Origin of the sequence: Kribbella sp. CA-294648 (assembly GCF_050943845.1) — a bacterium.
Lineage (GTDB): Bacteria > Actinomycetota > Actinomycetes > Propionibacteriales > Kribbellaceae > Kribbella.
This window is the reverse complement of record NZ_CP191981.1, coordinates 451,798-476,288: the sequence shown is the minus strand read 5'-3', so window position 1 is coordinate 476,288 and position 24,491 is coordinate 451,798. Positions and strand designations below refer to the sequence as shown.

The 24,491-nt window shown below is 69.2% G+C and carries 23 protein-coding genes; 3 read left to right on the top strand and 20 right to left on the bottom strand.

The window, feature by feature from the left end; all coding sequences use genetic code 11:
- Position 1: 1 nt before the first annotated feature.
- The 10 genes from wecB (ACQPYM_RS02375) to ACQPYM_RS02330 are packed head-to-tail and all read right to left on the bottom strand — an operon-like array spanning position 2 to position 9,583.
- Positions 2-1,063: a non-hydrolyzing UDP-N-acetylglucosamine 2-epimerase gene (wecB, locus tag ACQPYM_RS02375; protein WP_433014017.1), complete on the bottom strand. Its 1,062-nt coding sequence runs from the start codon at positions 1,061-1,063 to the stop codon at positions 2-4.
- Positions 1,060-2,097 (bottom strand): Gfo/Idh/MocA family protein, encoded by a 1,038-nt coding sequence (locus tag ACQPYM_RS02370; protein WP_433014014.1) that lies wholly within the window; start codon positions 2,095-2,097, stop codon positions 1,060-1,062. Before ACQPYM_RS02370 ends, wecB (ACQPYM_RS02375) begins: the two co-directional genes overlap by 4 nt.
- A gap of 1 nt (position 2,098) precedes the next feature.
- Positions 2,099-3,190 (bottom strand): DegT/DnrJ/EryC1/StrS family aminotransferase, encoded by a 1,092-nt coding sequence (locus ACQPYM_RS02365; RefSeq protein WP_433023161.1) that lies wholly within the window; start codon positions 3,188-3,190, stop codon positions 2,099-2,101.
- Positions 3,187-3,798, bottom strand: a complete 612-nt coding sequence (locus ACQPYM_RS02360) for an acyltransferase (RefSeq protein WP_433014011.1) — start codon at positions 3,796-3,798, stop codon at positions 3,187-3,189. Before ACQPYM_RS02360 ends, ACQPYM_RS02365 begins: the two co-directional genes overlap by 4 nt.
- The gene (locus tag ACQPYM_RS02355; RefSeq protein WP_433014008.1) at positions 3,795-4,982 is read right to left on the bottom strand and encodes a hypothetical protein; all 1,188 of its coding nucleotides are present in this window, start codon (positions 4,980-4,982) and stop codon (positions 3,795-3,797) included. The genes ACQPYM_RS02360 and ACQPYM_RS02355 overlap by 4 nt, the downstream gene beginning before the upstream one ends.
- A gap of 4 nt (positions 4,983-4,986) precedes the next feature.
- Entirely contained in the window at positions 4,987-5,472 is a 486-nt protein-coding gene (locus tag ACQPYM_RS02350) for a hypothetical protein (protein WP_433014005.1), read from the bottom strand.
- Positions 5,469-6,794: a glycosyltransferase gene (locus tag ACQPYM_RS02345; protein WP_433014002.1), complete on the bottom strand. Its 1,326-nt coding sequence runs from the start codon at positions 6,792-6,794 to the stop codon at positions 5,469-5,471. The genes ACQPYM_RS02350 and ACQPYM_RS02345 overlap by 4 nt, the downstream gene beginning before the upstream one ends.
- Positions 6,791-7,909: a glycosyltransferase family 4 protein gene (locus ACQPYM_RS02340; protein ID WP_433013999.1), complete on the bottom strand. Its 1,119-nt coding sequence runs from the start codon at positions 7,907-7,909 to the stop codon at positions 6,791-6,793. Before ACQPYM_RS02340 ends, ACQPYM_RS02345 begins: the two co-directional genes overlap by 4 nt.
- A 2-nt stretch (positions 7,910-7,911) precedes the next feature.
- Positions 7,912-8,700, bottom strand: coding sequence for an ABC transporter ATP-binding protein (locus ACQPYM_RS02335; RefSeq protein WP_433013996.1), 789 nt, complete (start codon positions 8,698-8,700; stop codon positions 7,912-7,914).
- Positions 8,701-8,716: 16 nt separating this feature from the next.
- Positions 8,717-9,583 (bottom strand): ABC transporter permease, encoded by an 867-nt coding sequence (locus ACQPYM_RS02330; protein WP_433013993.1) that lies wholly within the window; start codon positions 9,581-9,583, stop codon positions 8,717-8,719.
- Positions 9,584-9,946: 363 nt separating this feature from the next.
- On the opposite strand from ACQPYM_RS02330, the gene wecB (ACQPYM_RS02325) reads away from it, so the two are divergent.
- Positions 9,947-11,086, top strand: a complete 1,140-nt coding sequence (gene wecB, locus ACQPYM_RS02325) for a non-hydrolyzing UDP-N-acetylglucosamine 2-epimerase (RefSeq protein ID WP_433013990.1) — start codon at positions 9,947-9,949, stop codon at positions 11,084-11,086.
- A 93-nt stretch (positions 11,087-11,179) separates the two neighbouring features.
- Here the strand turns inward: wecB (ACQPYM_RS02325) and ACQPYM_RS02320 are convergent, their stop codons facing one another.
- The 3 genes from ACQPYM_RS02320 to wecC are packed head-to-tail and all read right to left on the bottom strand — an operon-like array spanning position 11,180 to position 15,266.
- Positions 11,180-13,366, bottom strand: a complete 2,187-nt coding sequence (locus tag ACQPYM_RS02320; RefSeq protein WP_433013987.1) for a glycosyltransferase family protein — start codon at positions 13,364-13,366, stop codon at positions 11,180-11,182.
- Positions 13,366-14,019: a hypothetical protein gene (locus tag ACQPYM_RS02315; RefSeq protein WP_433013984.1), complete on the bottom strand. Its 654-nt coding sequence runs from the start codon at positions 14,017-14,019 to the stop codon at positions 13,366-13,368. The genes ACQPYM_RS02320 and ACQPYM_RS02315 overlap by 1 nt, the downstream gene beginning before the upstream one ends.
- Positions 14,019-15,266: a UDP-N-acetyl-D-mannosamine dehydrogenase gene (gene wecC / locus ACQPYM_RS02310; protein WP_433013981.1), complete on the bottom strand. Its 1,248-nt coding sequence runs from the start codon at positions 15,264-15,266 to the stop codon at positions 14,019-14,021. Before wecC ends, ACQPYM_RS02315 begins: the two co-directional genes overlap by 1 nt.
- A gap of 202 nt (positions 15,267-15,468) precedes the next feature.
- Between wecC and ACQPYM_RS02305 the strand changes: the two genes are divergently transcribed.
- On the top strand, positions 15,469-16,749 hold the full coding sequence (locus tag ACQPYM_RS02305; protein WP_433013978.1) for a hypothetical protein: 1,281 nt from the start codon (positions 15,469-15,471) through the stop codon (positions 16,747-16,749).
- A 77-nt stretch (positions 16,750-16,826) separates the two neighbouring features.
- On the opposite strand, the gene ACQPYM_RS02300 is transcribed toward ACQPYM_RS02305, so the two are convergent.
- Positions 16,827-17,180, bottom strand: coding sequence for a hypothetical protein (locus ACQPYM_RS02300; RefSeq protein WP_433013975.1), 354 nt, complete (start codon positions 17,178-17,180; stop codon positions 16,827-16,829).
- Between the two features lie 401 nt (positions 17,181-17,581).
- Between ACQPYM_RS02300 and ACQPYM_RS02295 the strand changes: the two genes are divergently transcribed.
- A complete protein-coding gene (locus ACQPYM_RS02295; protein ID WP_433013972.1) occupies positions 17,582-18,574 on the top strand; it encodes a helix-turn-helix domain-containing protein in 993 nt (330 codons plus the stop codon).
- A gap of 32 nt (positions 18,575-18,606) precedes the next feature.
- Here the strand turns inward: ACQPYM_RS02295 and ACQPYM_RS02290 are convergent, their stop codons facing one another.
- From ACQPYM_RS02290 to ACQPYM_RS02265, 6 genes are all read right to left on the bottom strand, one after another.
- A complete protein-coding gene (locus tag ACQPYM_RS02290) occupies positions 18,607-19,230 on the bottom strand; it encodes a response regulator (protein WP_433013969.1) in 624 nt (207 codons plus the stop codon).
- The gene (locus tag ACQPYM_RS02285; RefSeq protein ID WP_433013966.1) at positions 19,227-20,375 is read right to left on the bottom strand and encodes a sensor histidine kinase; all 1,149 of its coding nucleotides are present in this window, start codon (positions 20,373-20,375) and stop codon (positions 19,227-19,229) included. Before ACQPYM_RS02285 ends, ACQPYM_RS02290 begins: the two co-directional genes overlap by 4 nt.
- The gene (locus ACQPYM_RS02280; protein WP_433013963.1) at positions 20,369-21,106 is read right to left on the bottom strand and encodes an ABC transporter permease; all 738 of its coding nucleotides are present in this window, start codon (positions 21,104-21,106) and stop codon (positions 20,369-20,371) included. The genes ACQPYM_RS02285 and ACQPYM_RS02280 overlap by 7 nt, the downstream gene beginning before the upstream one ends.
- Complete coding sequence (locus tag ACQPYM_RS02275) at positions 21,103-21,819, bottom strand: ABC transporter ATP-binding protein (protein WP_433013960.1); 717 nt, start codon at positions 21,817-21,819, stop codon at positions 21,103-21,105. Before ACQPYM_RS02275 ends, ACQPYM_RS02280 begins: the two co-directional genes overlap by 4 nt.
- Positions 21,820-21,923: 104 nt before the next feature.
- Positions 21,924-23,024, bottom strand: coding sequence for an aspartate-semialdehyde dehydrogenase (locus tag ACQPYM_RS02270; RefSeq protein ID WP_433013957.1), 1,101 nt, complete (start codon positions 23,022-23,024; stop codon positions 21,924-21,926).
- Positions 23,021-24,289: an aspartate kinase gene (locus ACQPYM_RS02265; protein ID WP_433013954.1), complete on the bottom strand. Its 1,269-nt coding sequence runs from the start codon at positions 24,287-24,289 to the stop codon at positions 23,021-23,023. The genes ACQPYM_RS02270 and ACQPYM_RS02265 overlap by 4 nt, the downstream gene beginning before the upstream one ends.
- Positions 24,290-24,491: the final 202 nt, after the last annotated feature.

The window sequence follows — 24,491 nt, the reverse complement described above, 5'->3', positions numbered from 1 at the left end:
GCTACTCCGTGAGAGCGGTGACGACACGCCCGGCGGCGTGCCCGTCTCCGTAGGGCATCGGGCGGTCGGCTACCGGCGCCGGCCGGGCGGCCAGCTCGGGCAGTTTGCTCATGTCGGACGTGAGGACGTTCCAGCCATCCTCCAGCGTCTCGACCCATTCGGTCTCCGTGCGCAGCGTGGTACAAACCCGGCCGAGCAGGAAGGCCTCCTTCTGCAGGCCACCGGAGTCGGTGACCACACCGGACGAGCCCAGCACGGCCGCGACCATCTCCGGGTACGCCAGCGGCTCCCGGACATGCAGCGAACCGCCCGGACGCTCCAGCTTGATGCCCTGCTCCGCGCACTTGGCCACCAGCCGCGGGTGTGCCAGCAGCATGACCGGGTGACCGGCGTCGGCGAGGCCGTCGACGATCGCCGCCAGCCGCTCCGGGTCGTCGGTGTTCTCGGCCCGGTGGATCGTCGCCACGACGTACTCACCGGACTTCAGGCCCTCGGGCAGGTCGAAGGTGTTGTTCTTCGAGACCGCGTCGCGCACTCGGAAGCACACATCCGTCATCACGTCGCCGACCAGCCGGGCCCGGTCCGTCAGGCCCTCGTTGGCCAGGTGGCCCATCGCCACCTTGGTCGGGACCAGCAGGATGTCGGCCGCGTGGTCGGTGAGGATCCGGTTGTGCTCCTCCGGCATCCGCCGGTTGAACGAGCGCAGCCCGGCCTCCAGGTGTGCCACCGGCAGGTGCATCTTGACCGCCGACAGGGTCCCGGCCAGCGTCGAGTTGGTGTCGCCGTAGACGAGCACCCAGTCCGGCCGATGCTCGTCCAGGACGGCGTCCAGCGCGGACAGCATCGCGCCGGTCTGCACCCCGTGGCTGCCGGAGCCCACCCCGAGGTGGACGTCCGGCGCCGGGATCCTCAGGTCGGCGAAGAACACGTCCGACATGTTCTTGTCATAGTGCTGGCCCGTGTGCACGATGACGTGCTCGTGCGCGGTGGCGGCGAACGCCTCCGCGATCGGGGCGAGCTTGACGAACTGCGGGCGGGCCCCGACGACGCTGAGGACCTTCATGACTGCGCGGCCCGCGCCCCTCCGGCGACGCCGGCCGGCTCGTCGGTCAGCTTGACCGACTTGCCGCCGTCGGCCGCCGAGGCGATGACGGCTTCGGCGACGACCACAGTGGCCAGGCCCTGCTGCAGGGTGACGATGTCGGTCTCCTTGCCCAGGACCGCGTCGCGGAACGCCTCGTGCTCGGCCTTCAGCGGCTCGGGCTTGGCGATCGCGTAGCGGATCATGTCGCCCTCGCTGACACCGCGGAAGTGCGCGACGTCGTCCCAGGCGGTCTGCACGGTGCCGTTGGCGTGGAAGGACAGGTCGGCCGTCAGGGTGTCGGCGATGAACGCGCCGCGCTCACCCGTGACCATGGTGAGCCGCTCCTTCATCGGGGACAGCCAGTTGACCAGGTGACTGGTCACGGTGCCGTCCTGCAGCCGGCCGGTGACGGCGATCAGGTCCTCGTACTGCCGGCCGCTCTTGTGCGCGCTCTGCGCGGACACCGAGGCGAACGGCGACTGGGTCACCCACGCGGTCAGGTCGATGTCGTGGGTGGCCAGGTCGAGCACCACGCCGACGTCGGCGATCCGGGACGGGAACGGGCCCTGACGGCGGGTGGTGATCTGGTAGATGTCGCCCAGTTCACCGGCCGCGAGGCGGACCCGCAGCGCCTGCAGCGCCGGGTTGTACCGCTCGATGTGCCCGACCGCGCCGATCACGCCGGCGGCCTCGAAGGCCTTGGCGATCTCCTGAGCCTCGGCCGAGGAGCCGGCCAGCGGCTTCTCGATCATCGCGTGCACGCCGGCCTCGGCCAGCGCCTTGGCGATCTCGGTGTGGTACTGCGTCGGGACCGCGACCATGCAGTAGTCGATCCCGGCGGCGATCAGTTGCTCGATGTTCTCGTGCACCGGCAGGCCGTTGGCCACACCGTGCTTGTCACCACCCGGGTCGGCGACGGCGACCAGGTCGACGCCCTCGAGGGAGCCCAGGACGCGGGCGTGGTGGCGGCCCATCATGCCCAGGCCGATCAGTCCGGCGCGAAGATTCGCCATCTCAGGCACCGGCCTTCGCGACGGTCGCGACCGCGGTCACGATGCGGTCCAGGTCTTCCTCGGACAGCGAGGGGTGGACCGGCAGCGAGAGCACCTCGGCGGCGGCCTTCTCGGTCTGCGGCAGGTCCAGCTCACGCTTGAACGAGGGCAGCCGGTGGTTCGGGATCGGGTAGTAGACACCGCAGCCCACGCCGTGCTCGGTGCGCAGCGCGTCGGCGAAGCCGTCCCGGTCCTCGGTCACCCGGATCGTGTACTGGTGGTAGACGTGCGTCGCCTCGGGGGCCACGGTCGGGACGACCACGCCCTGCAGGTTCTTGTCCAGGAAGCTCGCGTTCTCCTGGCGCTGCTTGGTCCAGCCGCCGACCTTGGTGAGCTGGACCCGGCCGATGGCGGCGTGCAGGTCGGTCATCCGGTTGTTCAGGCCGACGACCTCGTTCTCGTACTGCTTGAGCATGCCCTGGTTGCGGTACAGCCGCATCCGGCGCTCGAGGTCGGCGTTCGCGACCGAGTTCATGCCGCCCTCACCGGACGTCATGTTCTTGGTCGGGTACAGGCTGAACATCGCGAACTCGCCGAAGGTGCCGACCGGGGCACCGTTCCAGGTCGCGCCGTGCGCCTGCGCGGCGTCCTCGTAGATCTCGATGCCGTGCTTGGTGGCGATCTCCTGCAGCGCGGTCATGTTCGCCGGGTGACCGAACAGGTGCACCGGCATGACGGCCTTGGTCTTCTCGGTGATCGCGGCCTCGACCGCGGCCGGGTCCAGGCAGAAGTACGTCGGCTCGATGTCGACGAACACCGGCGTCGCGCCGGTCAGCGCGACGCTGTTGGCGGTCGCGGCGAAGGTGAAGGACGGGACGATGACCTCGTCGCCGGGGCCGACGCCCGCGGCCAGCAGGCCCAGGTGCAGACCCGAGGTGCCCGAGTTCGTCGCGACGCAGGCTCGGCCGGAGACCAGCGCTGCGCCGAACTCCTGCTCGAACGAAGCGACCTCAGGACCCTGGGCGAGCATTCCGCTGCGCATCACACGGTCGACTGCTTCCCGCTCCTCCTCCCCGATGATCGGCTTCGCGGCCGGAATCGGCTGCACCATCAGTTCTCCTCCTGGTTTTCGTCGGCCGGCCGTAGCCGTCCGTCCTCTTCGATGTACGTCTCGCCCGTCGTCGGGCACTTCCAGCCGCCGTCGCCGATCTCCAGCAACGGCACTCCGGCCCGGCCGACCCACTTGATCCGCCGCGCCGGGACCCCGGCGACCAGCGCGAAGTCTGGCACGTCCTTGGTCACCACCGCACCAGCCGCCACCGTAGCCCAGCGGCCGATGGTGACCGGCGCCACGCAGACCGAGCGCGCTCCGACCGCGCTGCCCTCTTTCAGCGTCACGCCGACCGGCTCCCAGTCGTGGCCGCTCTTCAGCGAACCGTCCGGGTTGACCGCGCGCGGGAAGTGGTCGTTGGTGAGCACGACAGCCGGGCCGATGAACACACCGTCCTCGAGCACCGCCGGCTCGTAGACCAAGGCGTCGTTCTGGATCTTGCAGTTCTTCCCGATCCGCACGCCGGAGCCGACGTAGGCGCCGCGTCCGACGATGCAGTTCTCGCCCAGCACCGCGTTCTCGCGGATCTGGGACAGGTGCCAGACCGACGACCCGGCGCCGATCTGCGCGGTTTGGTCGACATCGGCGGTTGCCGCGATGCGGGACGTCACACGATCTCCTTCGAGGTGAGCCAGCGGGTGAGGGCGACGGCCGAGCGCTGTCCGTCGTGCAGCTCCGCCACGAAGCCGGGGCCGGCAGCCGCCTGCTCGGTGGCGGTGTCACGATCGGCCAGCAGGCCGGTCACCACATCACCCAGGGTGTCGGGATCGGCCTCAACGATCGGCACATCCCGCCCAGTCAGACTACGCATCCGCTCGCGGACCGCGTCACCGACGTACGAAACCACGATCCGCCCGGCGGCCAGCGCCTCGGCGGCCGCCACGCCGTACAGGCCGATCCGGAGCTGGTCGACGACGATGTCGGCGTCGCCGATCACAGTCGGCATCTGGTCGTGCCGGACGCCGGTGATCCGCCGGTACTCGATCTGACCGGCCTCGTGCAGACGGGTCAGGACGGCGTCGATCTCCTCGGTGCCCTTGAGTTTCGCGTTCGACGGAACGTGCGCGACGACGGGCTTTTCGGTACTGAACAGCGGCCGTGCGGCCTGGTGCCACGGCGTGGGGTCGATCACGACGGGTAGCCACTGAGCGTCCGGTACGTCGTCCAGCAGGTCGACCGTGGACACGAACACCGGCAGGCCGAGGCTCTGCACCAGCTCCGCGTGCCGGCGGGCCTGCTTCTCCAGACGGTCGGTCAGGTCGTCACCCGGGGTGAACGGCGACCAGCGCTCGCGCTCAGCGTGGCGGCTGGGCAGGCGGATGTCAGAGCCGTGGAACAGCAAGGAGACATCGAGGTTCTTCTCCAGCATCGCGGTGATGTCGGCCTCGGCGTCCGGGTAGCCGCGGGCGCCGAAGATCGGGCGCGCGGACTCGACCATCACGTGCGTGTACGAGCTCTCGATGTGCTGCTGCTGGGCCCGTTGCCAGCGCGGCTGACCGAACCAGGCCAGCGGCACACCGTAGTCGTCGGCGAACTCGAACTGTCCCTTGCGGTGTACGGCGAACGAGACGGCACTGACCCCGTCGATCTGGCGTGCTGCCTGGGCCCAGGCGTGGCCCTGACCGGCCGAGTTGGTCGGGCCGACCAGCATCCGCACCGGCGTCGTCGCCACCGGCGGGAAGGCGGGCAGCCGCACGTACGAGTACCGCAGGCCGCGCAGGCGCCGCCGGGCCGCTCCCGCGGTCCTGGCCAGTGGCGCCGGAAGGTGCTCGCGGAGCGAACGCGACACAGTCATCGAATCACCCATGACCTGCCGGTGCCTTCAGCTGCTCCAGCTCGCGACGGGCGGCCGGGATGCCGAGCATTGCCGGGATCGCCGCGTTCCGCTGGCCAAGATGCCAGCCGGCCCAGATCGCACCGTCGTCCAGGGCAACCACGACGGCTGCCTTGTCAATGGCGTCCAGCACGTCGCGACGACTCAGAATCGCTGCCCAGTAAGCCTTTCCGAGCTCCTTGCCGGCCTGGTTCTCGCGCAGGAAGCGGATCGGCTTCGACGAAGTGATTGCCTTAGGCAACTTCTCGGCCAGCGTGGCGTACTTCGAGGCTTGGGTCGGCGTCTCGTCCGTGGGGCCGACCAGGGTGAAGGTGACCTTGTCGTCGACCTCGCCTTCGGGCGCGACCCAGCCGATCACGTCGAGCGTGACCTCGGGGTCACCGAGCTCCGCACGGACGGTGTCGAAGTAGGTCGGCGGAAGCGCGCTGGTGCTCAGCAGTACGACGTTCACGCGGCGGCCCCCTGCACGGTGGCGGCCAGCGCCTCGATCCGCGGGTCCAGTTGCAGGTCGCGCCGGTAGGAGACGCCGAACTCGCGCGCCTTCGTCCGGATCCCGTCGTCGGCCGTCCGGGCCGCGTGCGCGGCCTCGATCAGCGCGGTGGCGATCGCTTCCGGCGTCACGTCCGAGACCGGGAACCACAGCGGGTGCCCGCGCAGTACGTCGGAGGCGGCGTTGTCCGGGTCGTGCACCGAGACGATCGGCAATCCGGTCGCCAGGTACTCGAAGACCTTGCCGCTGGTCACGTAGCGGCCCTTGCCGAGCATCAGCAGCTGGACGTCGAACTCGTCGTACGCCTTGGCGATCTCCGCCTTGCCGACCGGCCCCTCGTAGCTGACCCCGGACTCGGACGCGTCGTCGATGGTGGCGAGCATGTCCGCCCGCGGCTGGGCGTAGTACCCGAGGTAGCCGTGGACCTTCGCCCGCGCGCCCTCAAGCTCCTCGGACCGCGACCTGGCCAGCTGCCAGCCCTCGACGAACTCCGTCAGCGGGACCTTGGGCGTCACCGTTCCGACGTACCCGAAAACCAGGGGTCTATCGGTCGCGGCGTCGCGGGTGGTGACGTCCGGCACCAGGTCGGGGTCGAAGCCGTTGGCGACGGTGTGCAGCTTGCCGGCCTGGGCCGGGTAGAGCTTCTCGTGCCAGTCCTTGATCGGGTCGTTCACGAACCAGACCTCACTGGCCGACTCGACCAGCTTCTTCTCCCAGCGGGCCGCGCGGCTGTTCGGCTGGTGCAGGCGGTCACCGGTGAAAACGTCCAGCAGCCAGGCGTCGCGGTAGTCCATCACGTACGGCACGCCGTGCTTCTTGTGCAGCCGGTACGCCGCGGTGAACGTGACGTGCGGGTTCGCGGTGGCAACCGTCAGGTCGACCTTGTCCGCAGCGTGGATCTGCTCGGCAGCCTTCTCGATCACCGAACGCCACGGCCCGTACGCGGCCTCCGGGAACGCGACCTGGTCCTGCTTGATCCGCCACTTACGCCAGACCTTGGGGTTCGCGGCGCGGGCCTTGGACCAGCGGCGCAGGTCGGCCTCCAGGAGCGGCCACTCGAACGGCACCCGGACGACCTCGATCGCCGGGTCGATCCGTTCCTCCAGGGTCGGGTCGGCGCCGGTGAACCGGTGGAACGCCTCGCGCTCCGCCGTCAGGACGGTGACTCTCCAGCCGAGTGCCGCGAACCGGTTGGCCGTGGCCAGAGCCCGGTAGACGCCGCCACTCCGGCAGGGCGGGAAGCCCCAGGCGACGTACAGCACATGCGGGCGACTGTCGGTCATGCCCTGCCTTTCAGCAGGTCGACGATCGCGTCGGCCAGTTCGTCGTACGGCGTGGTCGCGGGCAGGTGCTCGGCCGCCCATCGCAACGCGTGGTCGCGCAGCTTCTCCAGCTCGCCCGGGTCCGCCGACCAGCGGCGCAGCGTTTCGGACGCCTCGGCCACCGAGTCCACCAGGACTCCGCCACCGGACTCCTCGATCACCTTCGTCTGCCGGGGCAGCCGGGTGGACAGGACGGGAAATCCGCTGGCGAGGTACTCGTAGATCTTGGACGGCATCGCTTCGACGAAGGCCGGCGTCGGCTGGAGCATGGCCAGGCTGGCCCAGGCGCCCTTGGTCAGCCGCCACGCGTCAGCCGGTGGCTGCCGCCCGTGCAGACGGATCCGGCCGGCCAGGTCGGGCTCCGCGATCCGGGCTTCGAGCCGCTCCCGGTCCGACGGTGCGACCGGGCCGATCAGGTCGAGCGACCAGTCCGGCGCCGCGGCGACAGTCTCGACCATGTCGAACAGGCCGCGGCTGGCCCGCAGGTCCCCGACATACACCGCACGCGGGGTACCCGCAGGCGGCGCGGGGACCAGGAACGGGATGTACGGGAAGTTCTGGACGACCAGCCGTCGCTTCGCCTCGTGCGGCGGGAGGTACGAGTCGGCGACGACGGTCAGGTCGGCGCCGGCGGCCAGCTTGGAGCCGGCCTGGACGATCAGCCGGGCCGGCAACCCTGCCAGGCCCTTCGCCCAGGCCCGGTCGGCGAGGAGCCGGCGGTAGTCCTCATGGACGTCGGCGACCATCTTGCGGCGGCGCAGGGTGGTGACGAGCCGGGTGACCGGGATCATGTCCGGGTCGACCGTCATCACCACCTTGGCGTTGGTCCGCCACGGCAGCACCGCGGTCCGGGCCAGCCGCTGGACCATGCTGCCGCGCGGACCGGCGTGCACGGATGCACCTGCCGGCCCACCCTCGGCGTCACCGAGGCCCCACAGCTCGACGGTGAGGCCGCGATGCTGCAGTGCCGCGGTGATCTTGTGCAGACGGGCGTCGGCAACGTCATGACCGGTCGTGATGATCCCCACGTCCGGCGCCGTACTGCGTGCCCCGGAGCGGGGGCCGGCCTTGGGCATGGTCAGAGGTCCTCGAGAGAGGCGGATTCCTTCTCGCCGACCTGGAGGAACTTGGTGTACGCCGCGATCACCTCGTTGGGCTCGCCGCGCATCATCACCTTGCCCTTGTGCAGCCAGATGCAGTCGTTGCAGAGCTCGCGGACGCTGGCCATCGCGTGACTGACCAGGAACATCGTCCGGCTGTTGGTGACCAGTTCCTGCATCTTGGCGGCGGCCTTGGTCTTGAACGACGCGTCACCGGCGGACAGTGCCTCGTCGATCAGCAGGATGTCCGGGTCCATGTGCACGGCCACCGAGAACGCCAGCCGCTGGAACATGCCGGACGAGTACGTCCGCATCGGCATCTCCATGAAGTCACCGAGCTCGGCGAACTCGGCGACCTCCTCGTAGCGTTCCTTGATCTCCTTGCGGCTCAGACCGGCCGCCAGCCCACCGAGGACGACGTTCTCCCGGCCGGACAGCATCGCGTTGAAGCCGACGCCGAGGGACAGCAGGGTGGAGACCCGGCCGTGCACCTCGATCCGGCCCGAGGTCGGCGGCAGGATGCCGGCCACCGCGCGCATCAGCGTCGACTTGCCGGCGCCGTTCGCGCCGATGATGCCGATGGTGGCGCCCTGGTCGACGTCGAAGGACACGTTCTGGACGGCCTTGACCTCGCGGACGGCCCGCTCGCCGCGGCCGAACCGGACGATCGCGCTCTTGAACGTCGGCACCCGCTCGAACGTGGTCCGGTAGGTGATCGACACGTCCTGGACCTTGACGGCCGGGACACCGGGCTGGAGCTTCTGCATCGGCTTCTTCTCTGCCTCAGAGACGGACAACGAACTCACGCTCCCTCGACATGAAGAACAAGCCACCGATCAGGGCCGCGGCAAACGCCCAGACTGTCGCACCGACCCACATGCTGGTTTCCGGAATCGTGCCCCGGACCAGCAGGTCGGTCCAGCCGCCCAGCAGGGAGTAGAGCGGATTGAACATCATGAAGTCCTGGAACTTCTTCGGTGCGTCCTCGGCGAACCACAGCACCGGCGACAGGTAGAGCCAGATCCGGACGAAGTACGGCAGGAAGCTGGTGGTGTCGCGGAAGTACACCTGCAGGGCGGCGAAGATCATCGCCATCCCGGCCGCGAAGATCGTCAGCAGCAGCAGGAAGATCGGCGCCAGCAGCATCTGCCACTTCAACCCCTGCCCGGTGGCCAGGTGGATCGCACCGTAGACGACCAGCGTCGGCAGGAAGCGGAAGAACGCCGTCCGCAGCGCCGCGAGCGGCAGCAGCATCCGGGGGAACGACATGTTCATCAGCAGCTTGCCGCCGCCGACGACGCTGGCCGCTCCGGTCGTCATCGCACCGGAGAAGTAGTAGAACGCGAACAGGCCCGCACACAGGTGGACGAAGCGCGCCGTCGCGTCCTCGCGCGAACCGCCACCGCTGAGGATCTCGATCAGCACGTAGTAGACGCCGGCCAGCATCAACGGATTCAGTACCAGCCACACCTGACCGAAGAAGGTGTTGGTGTTGGCCGCCCGGATACCGGTCCGCGACATCTCGGCCGCGAACTCACGACGCTGCCACAGCGCCCGGAAGTAAGGAGACAACGCCGGCAGGCCGACCTTGTGCGGTTCGTACACGTGCACCGACGGGTTGAACTCCTCGTCGACGCTAGTCGCTTTCATGCAGGCGACGCCTCTCTCTGCTCGAGTCGTGTCGCCGCCCGGTACGGCGGCCACGCGGACCGGGAAGCAGAGTAGCGGATCGGCGCCATGACCGACGACACAGTGGTCCTCCATAGTGATCAACAACGCACAGACGGCTACCGAACCTCACGCCCGAGTGTGCAACCGACTGAAAGTCGTGTTTCGCCGATCGTTATCTGGAATATACATTTGACAGCCTTCGACAGCCAATCCGCTTGGCTGGGCACGGAAACAGCGATTACCGCGAGGCCAGGTAACGCCAGCGTACAAGGTCGAATCGCGGCCTCCGCTACCGTAGGGCGGCTGCTAGTGCCGACCCAATACAGAGAGGTACCCCCTGCAATGAAGATCATGACGGTCTACGGGACCCGTCCGGAGGCGATCAAGGTCGCACCCGTTCTGACGGCACTCGCGGCCGAGCCCGGCCTCGAGTCGGTGCCCGTGGTCACCGGCCAGCACCGCGAGATGCTCGACCAGGTCAACGACCTGTTCGGCATCGTCCCCAAGCACGATCTGAACATTTTGCAGCCAGGGCAGACGCTGGCGGCCATCACCGCGCGCATCATGGACCTGCTCGACCCGGTGCTCGCCGAGGAAACTCCCGACGCGGTCATCGTCCAGGGCGACACGACGACCTCGACGGCGGCCGCGCTGGCGGCGTTCTACCGCCGCATCCCTGTCGTGCACGTCGAGGCGGGCCTGCGCAGCGGCGACATCAGCTCGCCGTTCCCCGAGGAGGCGAACCGTCGCCTGACCTCGCAGATCACCGCCCTGCACCTGGCCCCGACGGCAGGCAGCAAGGCCAACCTGCTCCGTGAGGGCGTCGACCCGAGCACCATCGTCGTCACCGGTAACACCGTGATCGACGCGCTGCTCGCCACCGCCGCGCAGCCCGTGCCGCTGGCCGACCCGCAGCTGGTCGCACTGGTCGAGTCGAAGGCACCGATCCTCCTGGTCACCAGCCACCGCCGGGAGAGCTGGGGCGCCGCGATGGAAGGCGTCGGCCGCGCGCTGGCCCGCATCGCTGCCGCACACCCGGAGCTCACCATCGTCCTGCCGGTGCACCGCAACCCGGTGGTCCGCGAGGCGCTGCTGCCGCTGCTCGGTGAGCTGAAGAACGTCGTGATCACCGAGCCACTCTCCTACGCCGAGTTCGCCACCCTGTTGGCTTCCGCCCACATCGTCCTCACCGACTCGGGCGGCATCCAGGAGGAGGCGCCCAGCCTCGGCAAGCCGGTCCTGGTCATGCGTGAGAACACCGAGCGCCCCGAGGCGGTCGAGGCCGGCACCGTCCGCCTGATCGGCACCGACGAGGACCGCGTCGTCAAGGAGGTCGAGCGGCTGTACCTCGACCCGGCGGCGTACACGGCCATGGCACGCGCGGTGAACCCGTACGGCGATGGGCATGCCACCGAGCGCTCTGTCGCCGCTGTCAAGGCGTTGTTCGGTCTCGGGACCCGGCTCCTCGACTTCAACGGCTGACGGGTACCTGAACGTCACCAGGGTCGCGGGCCTGGCACGACCCGCGCCCCCTGGTGACTGTGCAGTCTGGTGACCGTGAGCTTCTTCGGCTAGTCAGCCGTTCAGCGCGGCCGTCCACGCCGGGCGAACGACGGCGAGGTCGTGACGGCTGGCGTGCAGCCGCGACGCGGCGCTGAGCCGGGCGAACTCCGCCGGGTCCGCGGACGCGGCGGCGATCTTCCGGACCACACCGTCGATCGAGTCGAACGGCGCATCCGGTCCGTACAGCTCGGCAGCGCCGTCAGCGGCAGGGGTCAGGACCGCCACGCCGGCGGCCTGGGCCTCGATGACCCGTTGGTCCACCCGGCCGCTGCGGTGCGGCACCAGCAACCAGCCGACCTTGCGGTACCAGGTGGGCAGGTCGCTGTCGGGACGCTCGAACGCGACCCGCGCGGCGACCTCAGGCGTTGCCGTGAGATCGGCGACGAGCGTCCGGTAGTAGGAGCGCTCGAGCTGGTCGACCCACAGCTCCTCGGTCTCCCAGGGCAGCCGATCGCGAACGTGCAGGCTGAACTGCTCATCGGCGGCGAGCAGACCCCGCAGTACCGTGATGGCGACGTCGGGCCGGGAAGCTGACGGACTCAAATCGAGTACGCCGACCCGGTACTGACGGCCGGGCAGCCCCGGCCGGTCCACGTAGCCCGTGTCGACCGGCACCGGCGCGAGATGCAGTCGCTCCGTCGGTACGTCGAACGCGGCGGCGAACGCCGCGAGGTCGGGCTCGGCCTGGAACACGAACGCGTCGATCTCTTCGCGGTTCGCCTCCCGCAGGGCGGGCTCGTCGGTGCGCAGGTCGCGGATGTGGACGACCAGACGCTGGCCGGCAGCCTTACGACGGGTGGCCCACGGCAGGTACGGCGCCGCGTCCTCGACGACGACGGTGCCCGCGGCGGACAGGTCGCCGAGCCGGGGCTCCTCCTGGCCCGTCAGGGTCGGGTCCCACTCGGCAATGCGAACCTCGCCGACGGTCTGCCGCAGTACGGTGTGGGTGCCGCGCGAGGCCGTCAGGTTGGCGCCGACGAGCAGCAACGGCCGCCCGCTGACGAGCGTGACGCTCGGCTGCACCTCGGTGGCCCGGAGCGCGGCGTGGATGCGCTCGACCGTGGTGGCCATCCGGTACCGGTCGATGGCGTCCATCGCCTTCTTGCGCGCATCCTCGAGCAGATCGGGATCGCGGGCCACCCGCTCGATGGCGTCGAGCACCGACTCGGTGGTCGAGTCGACGAACAGCGGGTAGTCCTCGCCCAGCAGCTCGACGTGCGCGGCGATCCGGTTGACCACCGGGGCCACACCCATCGCGCAGTACTCGAGCACCTTGGTGGACAGCTCATGGGTGGAGTCGAGCGCCCGCGACCGCCAGCTGAACCCGATGTCGGCCGTCTTGGAGTACGCCGTCGCGTCGTCGCGGGAGAGTCCGCCGGCCCACTCCACGCCCGGGCTCGAGCCGAGGGCGGCCTTCATCCGGCCGCGCCAGGTCGGGTTGTGCTTGAAGTGCATGATCTTGTCGCCGATCATCGACAGCGACAGGTTGACGCCGCGCTCGGCCAGCAGCCGGGGTACGTCGCACAGCTCGAGCGTCATCCACCCCTCGGCGAACTTGCCCGCGTAGACACCCTGCAGCCGGCCCGCCGGTCGCGCCGACCGGCCGGGCATCGGGCCCAGGTCGTCGGGGATCATCGGGTTGATCACGACGCACTTGCCGACCGACGCGGGCACCCGGTACTCCATGTAGGAGCGGGAGTCCTCGGTCTGCACCAGCATCCGCTCGGACGACAGCGCGATCTCCTCGAGATCGCGCAGCCGCTTCGGGGTGGGCTCGGTGCCCGGCTCGGGGAGGTCGATGACGTAGGGCCAGAACCGGCCGTCGAACTCGCGGGTGATCGCCAGCTCGTGGGAGATGTAGAAACCGCGCGAGATGATCTTGTCGAACCGGTGCGCGCGGTCGAGCTCCACGACCTTCTCCGCGGCCTGCCGCACCGACAGCAGCTTCGTCGGCGGGACGGCGTCGCCGAGCGCCTCGAACGGGTCGACGACCGTCACGTTGTCGATGCCGTCGAGCGGCTCGAGCATCTTGCGCGAGATGATCCGGTTCTTCAGCAGCAGCGTGACGTGCGAGTTCGTCCGCGCGAGCACCTGGGCCATCGAGACCAGCCAGATGGTCGACCCGTCGATGATGTTGGTGTTTCCGTCGCTGTACAGCAGGACACGGCGCTCCACGGCGGTGGAGGAATCGGTGGTCATCAGTCTCTTTCGACGGCGGCGCGGGCGACTCGGTCGAGCAGGCTCACGACCGGGGACATGGGCACGGGGCCGAGCACGGGGTCGGCCTCCTCGACCCGCGGCAGCACCACGTCGGCGGCGTTGCGCAGCAGGTTGGTACCGACGTTCGGCGCGTCAGCGGAGTCGAGCACGATGACGGGCGCGCCGCGCTCGCGGGCCTCGGCGGCCCACTCCAGGATCTCGAGCAGCAGCGCCGTACCGGACGACGTCTCCGCGGTGCTCCAGGGACCGGACTGCAGGGCGGCCCGCTCGATCACCAGCAGGTCGCCGGACTCGAGCGCGGCGCCGAGCGACCGTGATCCCGGCGCCACGGCGGCGACGGGCAGGACGTCGCCCAGCTGCCGCGCCGTCGCGCCGGTCATGACGGCGACGGCGCGGGTGGCCGTCGCCAGCTCGCGGCGGGCGTCGAACCGGTCGGCCTCGGCGGCCGGCGCCTCCTCGGCCTCCGCCTCGACCTCGGCGTCCGGCTCGGTCAGCAGCTGCTCGGGGTAGCGCAGGGACAGGATCCGCTCGGTCGCGCGCCAGCGCGAGTCCGGCGTCTCGTGCACCCGGGTGTGACCGCTGACGGTCCGCCGGGCCTTGCGAATCACACGCCTGGGCAGCGAAACGGGCATCAGCGCCAGAGGCCCTTCGTATCGATCACGCGCTTGCCCTCGAGCATCGACCGGTCGACGCCGCGGAACTCGTCGTGGTCGACCAGCAGCAGGATGACGTCGGCGGCGGCGACGGCCCCGGCCGCGTCGGCCAGCTCGACGTTGGACAGCCCGGCCAGATCGGCCGGCAGCTTCTCGATGTGCGGCTCGACCGCGAGGATCTTGCAGTTCGGCAGCTCAGCGGCCAGGTCGCGGACGATCTGACGGGCCGGCGACTCGCGCAGGTCGTCGATGTTGGCCTTGAACGCCAGGCCCAGCGCGGCAACCGTCCCGGCGTGGGTGCTGGCGACAGCCTCGACCGCGCGGCCGACGACGTAGCCCGACTTCCCGTCGTTGACCTGCCGGGCCGTCCGGATGAGGGTGGACTCCTCCGGCGCCGCGGACACGATGAACCAGGGATCGACGGCGATGCAGTGCCCGCCGACGCCCGGTCCGGGCTGCAGGACGTTCACCCGCGGGTGGTGGTTCGCCAGCTCGATCAGGCGCCAGACGTTGATGCCCAGCTTGTCGCAGATGATCGACAGCTCGTTGGCGAAGGCGATGTTGACGTCCCGGAAGGAGTTCTCGGTGAGCTTCGCCATCTCGGCGGTGACCGCGTCGGTGAGCAGCTGCTCGCCGCGGCAGAACCGCTCGTACAGCACCTTGGCCCGGAGCGCCGCCTCTTCGGTGAGGCCACCGATGATGCGGTCGTTCTCGACCAGCTCGGCCATGATCCGGCCGGGCAGCACCCGCTCCGGGCAGTGCGCGACGTGGATGACCGGACGGCCGTCGGCGCCGTCGAGACTCAGCGCGGGGTTTGTGGCCAGGATCTCCTCGGCCATCCGCTGCGTGGTGCCGGGAGGCGAGGTGGACTCGAGGATGATGAGCTCGCCGCCGGTCAGCTTCGGCGCGATGGCGCGCGCGGCCGACAGCACGTAGCTGAGGTCGGCGGTCTTGTCCTCCAGGAACGGCGTGGGGACCGCGACGATGTACGCCTCGGCCGCCGGCGTCTCCGTGGTGGCGTCGAGCGCTCCGGAGGCCACCACATCGCGCAGTACGTAGTCGAGGTCGGGCTCGACGAACGGCAGGGCGCCGTTGTTGACCGCCTCGACCTTGCTCTGGTCGAGGTCGACACCGGTGACCCGGCAGCCCGCACGGGCCAGTACGACGGCAGTCGGAAGTCCGATGTAGCCGAGTCCGAGTACCACAATGCGCGGATGCGCACTCATATCGTTGTCTCCTCACCAGATGGCTGAGACGCCCCACCGGGGCGCCTTCTCCCGAGGCAGTCTATGCACCGAGCGGGCTAGTCTGAGCATCGGGCGGTGGACCGGTGCGGGGTAGTCTAAGCACCGGGCGGGTGGACCGACGACGCTCGTCCGCGTTGCCGACCCCTCCGACGAAAGCCTCTTAATGTCGCAGCTGAAGACCATGGCTCGCGCGCCACGCCGCCTCGTGCTCCGTGCACTCCGCGGCCCGGTTCGTGCGCTCCTCCGCCCTTTCCGCCCCCAGGTCAAGGCGGTGCGGCGGCGGCTGCCGCGCCGGGCTGACCACTATATTGCCCGCCTCGGCGGGGTTCAGACGCGCGCGATCCGCCCGGCTGTCCCGCCGGTAGCGCCGGAGCTGGTCGAGCAGGCCCGAGCGGGCCGCCCACCGGTGCCGGAGACTCCCACCCGCCTGTACGTCGCGCCGGCCAACTTCGCCGGGCAGGGCTGGTTGTGGGCACGCGCGGCAGAGCGGCAACTGCCCGGCGTCGGCGCCGTCACCATGGTCGGCATCCCCAGCGGCTTCCGGTTCCCGTCCGACCACCACGTTCCCGAGCAGGTCTACCTGCGCTCGCCCGAGTGGCAGCGTGAACAGTTCGAGTACGTTCGGCAAAACTTCACCCACGCGCTGATCGAGGCTCAGCGGCCGATGTTCGGTTCGCTGCTCAGCCTCAACGCCTTCACAGAGGCCCGGGTGCTGACCGGGTACGGCCTGCGGATCGCCACCATCGCGCACGGCCGCGACGTGCGGCTGCCCAGCCTGCACCGGGAGAACTACCCGTTCTCGCCGTACGTGCGGGAGGAGTGGGCCGACGTCGACGTACTGGAGCGCCAGGTCCGCCGTAACCTCGCCGGGCTGGCCTCGATCGACATGCCGGCCTTCGTGTCCACGCCCGACCTTCTGGACGACCTACCCGGCGCCACCTGGTGCCCCGTGGTCGTCGACCTCGCCCTGTGGGAGACCCCGGAGGCTCCGATGGAGCGGGCGAAGCCGCTGGCGGTGCACATGCCCACCAGCTCGAAGTTCAAGGGCTCGGAGCAGGTCGACGAGGCGATGAACGACCTGCAGGACCGTGGACTGCTGGAGTACCGCCGCATCGAGGGCGTCACGCCCGAGGAGGTCCGCCGCATCATCGGTTCGGCCGACCTCGTCCTGGACCAGTTCCGGCTGGGCAGCTACGGCGTCACGGCCTGCGAGGCGATGGCGGCCGGCCGGGTCGTGCTGGGCCACGTCACCGAGCACAACCGCCAGCGGGTCCAGGAGGCCAACGGCGACGAGCTTCCCATCGTCGAGGCGACGGTCGAGAACATCCGTGAGGTAGTGCTCGAGCTGCTCGACGACCGCGAGCGGGCCCAGAAGATCGCGGCGCAGGGTCCGGGCTTCGTCCGCCGCCTGCACGACGGCAGCTACTCGGCCAAGGTGCTCTCGACCTTCCTGGCCAGCTGATCAGCTCGCGGCTCCCGAAGGCGTAGTACGACGCAAAGGCCCTGACCGATCCGGTCAGGGCCTCCGTGTGTCACGGCTCAGAAGGTGTAACTGCCTCGGCGGTACGCCGGAACTGCCGACAGCGAGGCCGGCCGGGACGGTGTGATGCCGGCGGAATCCACCCAGGGCCCGGCGGTCAGCGGCTGCTGAGCGGTACCGGTCGTGGCATCGCATCCCGTGGACAGCCTCACCATCCACGGAAGCTCGCCTGGCACTGTGTGGATCCCACCGGCGACCCGGGGGCCGGACTCGCTCGGGGCGACCGCGTCGCCTGGCAAGCGGGTCCGGGCACGTGCCGAGTGCACCGGCACGATGACCAGGGCGGCGGTCATCGCACCATGGCCGAAGGCCCGGCGATGCCTGGGCAGAACCTGACGCAGTGGCTGCGACATGGGGGTCTCCTCCTCATCGGCCTCACGATGGAGATGCACAGTTTGTACACCCTCCGGCACAGCCGGTGATGGCACGGAAGTGCGAGGGCACCGATACGCCGGGATCGAGACCCAACCGAAACGGCGATCGCTGACGGGACCGCGAACTCGGGCCAGAATTGGAACAGCAGCCCGGCGGCGCTCAGGTGGTCCGTCGCCGGGCTGCTGGACCTCAATTCTCGCTCACAACTGCGCGGAAATGGTGGCCAGATGGTGACACGGCACAAGAATGCTGACAGAACAACAATCATGCCTCGGCGTACCTGCCGGGATACGGACAGTGCCATCGGGGTTTCGCGGTTCGCTCTAGTCTGGAGCGTTGGTAGCGCATGGTGAGCGCGCTCGGGAGGGATGGGAGGGTCATGAGCTCGACCGACACGGAGCGTGCCGACCACTTGCGGGTGCTCGGACTGACCGACGACGAGATACAGGTCTACCAGCACCTGCTGCGGACCGGGCCCAGCTCGGTCGCCGAGCTCGACGCCGCGGTACCGGATCTTGCCCAGGGCATCGAGGGCACGCTCGGCGGTCTGGTCCAGGCCGGGCTGGCGCGGCGGTCGGGATCGGACCACTCCAGGTTCCTCCCGGTGCCACCGGACGCCGGCCTCGAAGCACTCACGCTGCGCCGCGAGTCCGAGCTCAAGCAGGCCAGGATCGAGGTCCTGAACGCTTACGACGAGTTCCGCCGGACCGTGCACAACGAGTCGACCACGCACCTGATCGAGGTGGTCACCGGCAGCGCGATCGTCGAGCGGATCCACCAGATCAAGGGCAGTGCGCAACGCGAGATCCTGGCCATCGACACCCCGCCGTATTACCTGGGTGCCGGTCCGAACCAGGAGGAGATCGAGCAGCTCAAGCGCGGTGTCTCCTACCGGATCGTCTACTCACCGGAGTCCGTCGAAGTACCGGGCTACCTGACCGAGAACATCCTGCCCTGCGTGGAGGCCGGCGAGCAGGCGCGGGTGCTGCCCGATGTGCCGGCGAAGCTGACCATCATCGACGGTGCGATCGCGTTCGTGTCGATGTCGGTGCGCGACACCGATGTGAACCGGTCCCTGCTGATCATCCGGCCGAGCAGCCTGCTCACCGCGTTGCTCGGCATGTTCGAGCTGTGCTGGCGCAACGCCCTTCCCCTGCACGCATCCGTCGGCACCGAGGACGACCGGCTGGAGCCGATCGAACGCCGACTGCTCGCGCTGCTGGCCACGGGTGCCGCCGACGACACGATCGCCCGCACCCTGGGCATCAGCCGCCGGACCTTCTTCCGCTACCTCGAACGCCTGATGAACCGCACCGGAGCCAGCACCCGCTTCCAGCTGGCCCTGCACGCCGCCCGGGAGAACTGGCTCTGACAGGAGGCTGCATCAGCTAAGGGACGGCCGGATCAGCCGCCAGGCTTGAGCAATCCGGTCTCGTAGGCGACCGCGACAGCGGCTGCCCGGTCGTTCACCTCCAGTTTCGCGAACATGTGCAGGAGATGGGTTTTCACCGTCGCCTCGGTGATGAACAACCTCGTCGCGACATCCCGGTTCGTCGCTCCGCGCGCAACCAACGCCAGTACTTCGAGCTCGCGGTCACTCAGCCTCTGCTGTTGCTGCTGCGGTGCCGTCAGGATTCCAGCCACGGTTGGCGACAGCACGGTCTCCCCTCGGGCAGCAGCAAGTACTGCGTTCCGCAGCTCAGCGCGAGGCGTGTCCTTCAGCAGATAGCCGATCGCGCCTTCCTTCATCGCCGGCAGCACATCGGCATCGTCGTCGAAGGTGGTCAGCACGAGGACCTGCACGCCCGGCGTCTGTTCGCGGAGCCGGCGGATCACTTCGGCACCGTTCATCTTCGGCATCCGCAGATCCATCAGCACCACGTCAGGCCGGGTCCGCAACGCGGTCACCAGAGCCTCAGGTCCATCGGCTGCCTCGCCGACCACTTGGAAGCTGTCATCACCCGCGAAGATCCCGTGCAGCCCGTCCCGCACGATGGGGTGGTCGTCAACGATGAGCAAGCGGATCATGGTGTGCTCCCCTCGGGCGGAATGGCGGGGACAGTGGCCGAGATCCCGGTCCCTTGCCCGGGTGCCGTCTCGACCTCGAAGGCGCCGGCCAGCCGGGTGATGCGCTGCCGCATCGCGACCAGCCCGAATCCCGAAGTACGGACTGGGACGAAGCCGGTGCCGTCGTCGCGGACATCGAGTGCGACGACGTCTTCCATGTAGGAAAGGGTGATTCCGACTCGGCCGGCACGGGCATGTTTGCCGACGTTGGCGAGGGCTTCCTGGGCCACCCGCAACAAGGCGACCTCTACCTCGACATGCAGTGGCCGGGGTTCACCGGTGATTTCGACCGACGTGGTGACCTCGCTGGACTCCGACCATTTGTCCGCAACCTCTCGTAGCGCACTGGCCAGCTGCGCATCGTCCAGCGGCGTTGGACGCAAGGCCTGGACCGACCGGCGTGCTTCGGTCAACGCATCTCTGGCCAGCGCGCGCACGGTTTCGAGCCGCTTGCCGGCACCGTCATCCGCTTCCAACTGGGTCAGGATGCCGGTGAGGCTCTGGGCGATGGTGTCGTGGATCTCCCGGGCCATCCGCTGCCGCTCATCCAGCACACCGGCCTCTCGTGCCTGGGTGAGCAAGCGGGCTTGCAGTTCGGCGTTCTCCTCCGCGAGCTCCTGCAGCTTGCCGATCATCACCTTGCGCTGCTCGCTCTGCTCGGCGATCGCCCGAGTGGTCAGCCCGACCGCCGAGGCGATCAGTACGGCGACCAGGAACGAGAAGATCAACTCCCGGGCAGAACTCCCCGACCTAGCCGGTACTCCGACCAGTACGCCGGCCGTCGCCGCGACTCCGGCGTACGCCCACCAGCCGGGCAACAGCGTGAAGGCGAGGACGAACGCACCGATCCCGGTCACGAAGAAGACGGAGTCGATCCTGAGCAGCACGGCGAGAAAGGCCAGCAAAACAATGAAGTACGCGATCATCACAGCCGGGTGGCTGGTCCGGCGGCGATCGATCAGCAGCCAGTGCCAGGCGGCCAGTGCGAGCGGTACGAGGAGCGCTGCTGGGCGCCAGTCTCGTAGTACGGCGAAGACGGCTGGAAGGAGGACGAACAGGTACGGCAGGATCGGCTGGGCTCGATCCCACCGCGAGTCCTCTACCACCGGAAGGCCCGTACGGCGGCGCCGCCGGCGACCAGGGCTATCGCTGCCATGATGCTCAGGGTAAGCGGCGAGAGGGCGTCGCCGGCCCATGCGTCGCGGATCGTCTCGACCACCGGGGCCATCGGGGTCAGGTCACCGACCGCCCGCATCGACTCCGAGGTGATCTCGCGCGGGATCATCGCGCCGGAGACGAACACCATCGGGAAGAAGACGCTCAACCCGATCACGGTCGCGGCTCGCGCGGTGGGGACCAGAGCGCCGATCAGCAACCCGATCGCGCCGAGGCTCAAGGCACCGAGCAACCACGCCAGCAGCACCGCGGCCACGTTCGCCGGCGCCGACAGGTCGAAGGCCGCGAACCCGATGATGGTCAGCAGCACAGTGCCGATAGCGGCCAGCAGCAAATGAGCGACCCACTGCGAACCGAAGACCAGCGCGGGCGAGGCCGGAGTCGCCTGCAACCGCTTGAGGATCCGCCGCTCCCGGTACTGCGCCAGCGTGGCCGGCAGCACCACCAGCGAGGCCAGCCCGATCACGAAGACGCTGAGCATCGGCACGGTCGCGTCGATCTCGGGCAGACCACCTGGCAGTGGTTCGTCGCCGCGCAGCTTGACCCAGAGCAGCAGCGGCGGGAAGGCGAGGGCGAAGAAGGCCGACATCGGATCGCGGACGACCAGGGAGAGTTCGACCACGATGACGCGCCCCAAACCCTTCAAGCTCAGCCCTTTCATGACTGTGTCCTTCCGGTCAGCGCAAAGAAGGCGTCTTCGAGGGAACCGCTGTGCTGCTGGGCGATCAGGGCGGCCGGGGTGTCCTCGGCGATCACCCGGCCGTGGTCGACGATCGCGATCCGGTCGCACAGCGCCTCGGCCTCGTCCATGAAATGAGTGACCAGGACGACGGTGGCGCCACGGTCGCGCAGCTCGCGGATCAGTCCCCAGGTGGTCCGGCGGGCGATCGGATCGAGGCCGGTGGTGAGCTCGTCGAGGAACACGACCTCCGGGTTGCCGACCAGGGCGAGCGCGATGAACAGGCGTTGCTTCCACCCACCCGACAGGCTGCCGAACGCGGCCCGCTTCTTGTCCGCGAGACCCCAGTCGTTCAGGAGCACCCGCCAATCGGCCGGCTCGTCGTACAGGGCGGCGTACATGCGCAGTGCCTCGCCGACCCGGAGGGCGTCAGGCAGCGCGGCTTCCTGCAGTTGGGCGCCGATCCGCTGGAGCAGTTCGCGTCGCTGGGTCTGCGGGTCGAGGCCGAGGACCCGGACCGTTCCGCCGTCGGGCCGGCGCAGGCCGGACGCGCACTCCACCACGGTGGTCTTGCCGGCCCCGTTCGGGCCGGCGATCCCGAAGATCTCTCCCTGCTCGACGCGCAGGGAGAGACCGTGCACCGCCTGGTTCGCCTGGTAGTTCTTCGCCAGGTTCTCGATCTCGATCACTGTCATGGATCGAGCGTCGCGTTTCCGCGACCGCGGCGAATCAACCGATCGGTTGATGGGGCCCTGGTGCTGAAGGGCTTCAGTGCTGAAGGGCTTTGGTGCTGAGGGGCTCAGTGCTGGGCGGCGAACTCCTTGGCGACGACCTCGGCGATCTGGGCCGTGTTCAGGGCCGCGCCCTTGCGCAGGTTGTCGCCACAGACGAAGAGCTCCAGCGCCTGGTCGTCGTCCAGCGAGCGGCGGATCCGGCCGACCCAGGTCGGGTCGGTGCCGACCACGTCCGCCGGGGTCGGGAACTCCGCCTCGGCCGGGTTGTCAAAGACCAGCACGCCCGGCGCGTCCCGCAGTACCTCGCGGGCCTCGTCGACGTCGACCACCTGGCTGAAGCGGGCGTGCACGGACAGCGAGTGGGTGGTGATCACCGGCACCCGGACGCAGGTCGCGGAAACCTTCAGGTCGGGCAGGTTCAGGATCTTGCGCGACTCGTTGCGGACCTTGAGCTCCTCCGACGACCAGCCGTCGTCCTTGAGCGAACCGGCCCACGGGACCACGTTCATCGCCAGCGGCGCCGGGAACGGCCCGAGCGCGTTGCCGATCACCCGGCGGACGTCACCCGGCGTGGTGCCGAGCTCGCGGTTGCCGGCCACCTTCATCAGCTGGTCGTACAGCGCGTCGATACCTTCCTGCCCGGCCCCCGAAGCGGCCTGGTACGACGCGACGACGAGCTGCTCGAGCTCGTAGCGGTGGTGCAGCGCGCCCATCGCGACGATCATCGACAGCGTGGTGCAGTTGGGGTTCGAGATGATCCCCTTCGGCCGGTTGCGGGCCGCCTCGGCGTTCACCTCGGGCACCACCAGCGGTACCTCGGGGTCCATCCGGAAGGCGCCGGAGTTGTCCACCACGACGGCACCCTTGGCGGCCGCGACCGGCGCCCAGTGCAGCGACACCTCGTCCGGTACGTCGAACATCGCCACGTCGACGCCGTCGAAGGCCTCGGCGCTGATCGCGACGACCTCGACCTCCTCGCCGCGGACCTTCAGCCGTTTCCCTGCGGAGCGCTCGGATGCGATCAGCCGGATCTCGCCCCAGACGTTCTCCCGGGTCGAGAGCAGGGTCAGCATCACCGTGCCGACGGCGCCGGTGGCGCCGACGACGGCCAGTGTCGGCAGGCCCGTCCGGTCTTCGGTCTGATCGAAAGCGCTCACAGGGGTCACCGTCCAGTTCCTCCGTACACGACAGCTTGGGTCTGCTCGTCGTCCAGGTCGAATGCAGTGTGCGCCGCTGTGACGGCCGCGTCCACCAGGTTCTCGTCGACGACCACCGAGATCCGGATTTCGGATGTCGAGATCATCTCGATGTTCACGCCGGCGTCGGCCAGCGCGGAGAAGAACTTCGCCGACACGCCCGGGTGCGAGCGCATCCCGACGCCGACCACCGAGACCTTGCCGATCTGGTCGTCGTACAGCAGCTGCTCGTAGCCGACCTCGTCCTTCATCCGGGCCAGCGCGGACATCGCCCGGGCCCCGTCGACGCGGGGCAGCGTGAAGGAGATGTCGGTCCGGTTGGTGGCGACCGCCGACACGTTCTGCACGATCATGTCGATGTTGGTCTCGGCGCGGGCCACCGTCTCGAAGATCCGGGCCGCCTCACCGGGCTTGTCGGGCACCCCGACGACGGTGATCTTGGCCTCGTTGCGGTCCTGGACCACGCCGGAGATGATCGCCTGTTCCATGTTCTTCAGTTCCTTCGCATCGACGACCCAGGTGCCTTCCTTCTGCGAGAAGGAGGAGCGCACGTGGACGGGGACGTTGTAGCGCCGCGCGTACTCGACGCAGCGCAGGTGCAGTACCTTCGCGCCGCAGGCGGCCATCTCGAGCATCTCCTCGTAGGAGATCATCGGGATGTGCTTGGCGGCCGGCACGATCCGCGGGTCCGCGGTGAAGATGCCGTCCACATCGGTGTAGATCTCGCAGTAGTCCGCCTCCAGCGCCGCGGCCAGCGCGACCGCGGTGGTGTCGGACGCGCCGCGGCCCATCGTGGTGATGTCCTTGGTGTCCTGTGCGACGCCCTGGAAGCCGGCCACGATCGCGACGTGGCCCTCGGCCAGCGCGTCCTCGATCCGGCCCGGGGTGATGTCGATGATCCGGGCGTTCCCGTGCGCCGCGGTGGTGATCACCCCGGCCTGCGAGCCGGTGAACGAGCGCGCCTCGTAGCCGAGGTTCGCGATCGCCATCGCCAGCAGCGCGGCGGAGATCCGCTCACCCGAGGTGAGCAGCATGTCCAGCTCGCGCGGCGGTGGCAGCGGTGAGACCTGCTTGGCCAGGTCCATCAGTTCGTCGGTGGTGTCACCCATCGCGGAGATCACCACCACGACGTCGTTCCCGGCCTTCTTCGTCGCGACGATCCGTTGGGCCACGCGCTTGATGCAATCGGCGTCAGCGACCGAAGAACCGCCGTACTTGTGCACGACGCGTCCCACAGAGTCTCCTCATTGCTTGAATCCCCAGCGGTCCTGCGCTGGTTGCGGTACGCCGTGCGGCGCTGCACCGGGCGTAGTCGTTCGGGGGTCATTCTAGCCGTGATCTTCTCGTTGCCTACGGGCCGACCACCGACTGGTCCACCCGTCCGGCGGCGCGCGGGGCGGCCCGCAGGAAGTCCAGCCGGGCCGCGATCCGGCCGCA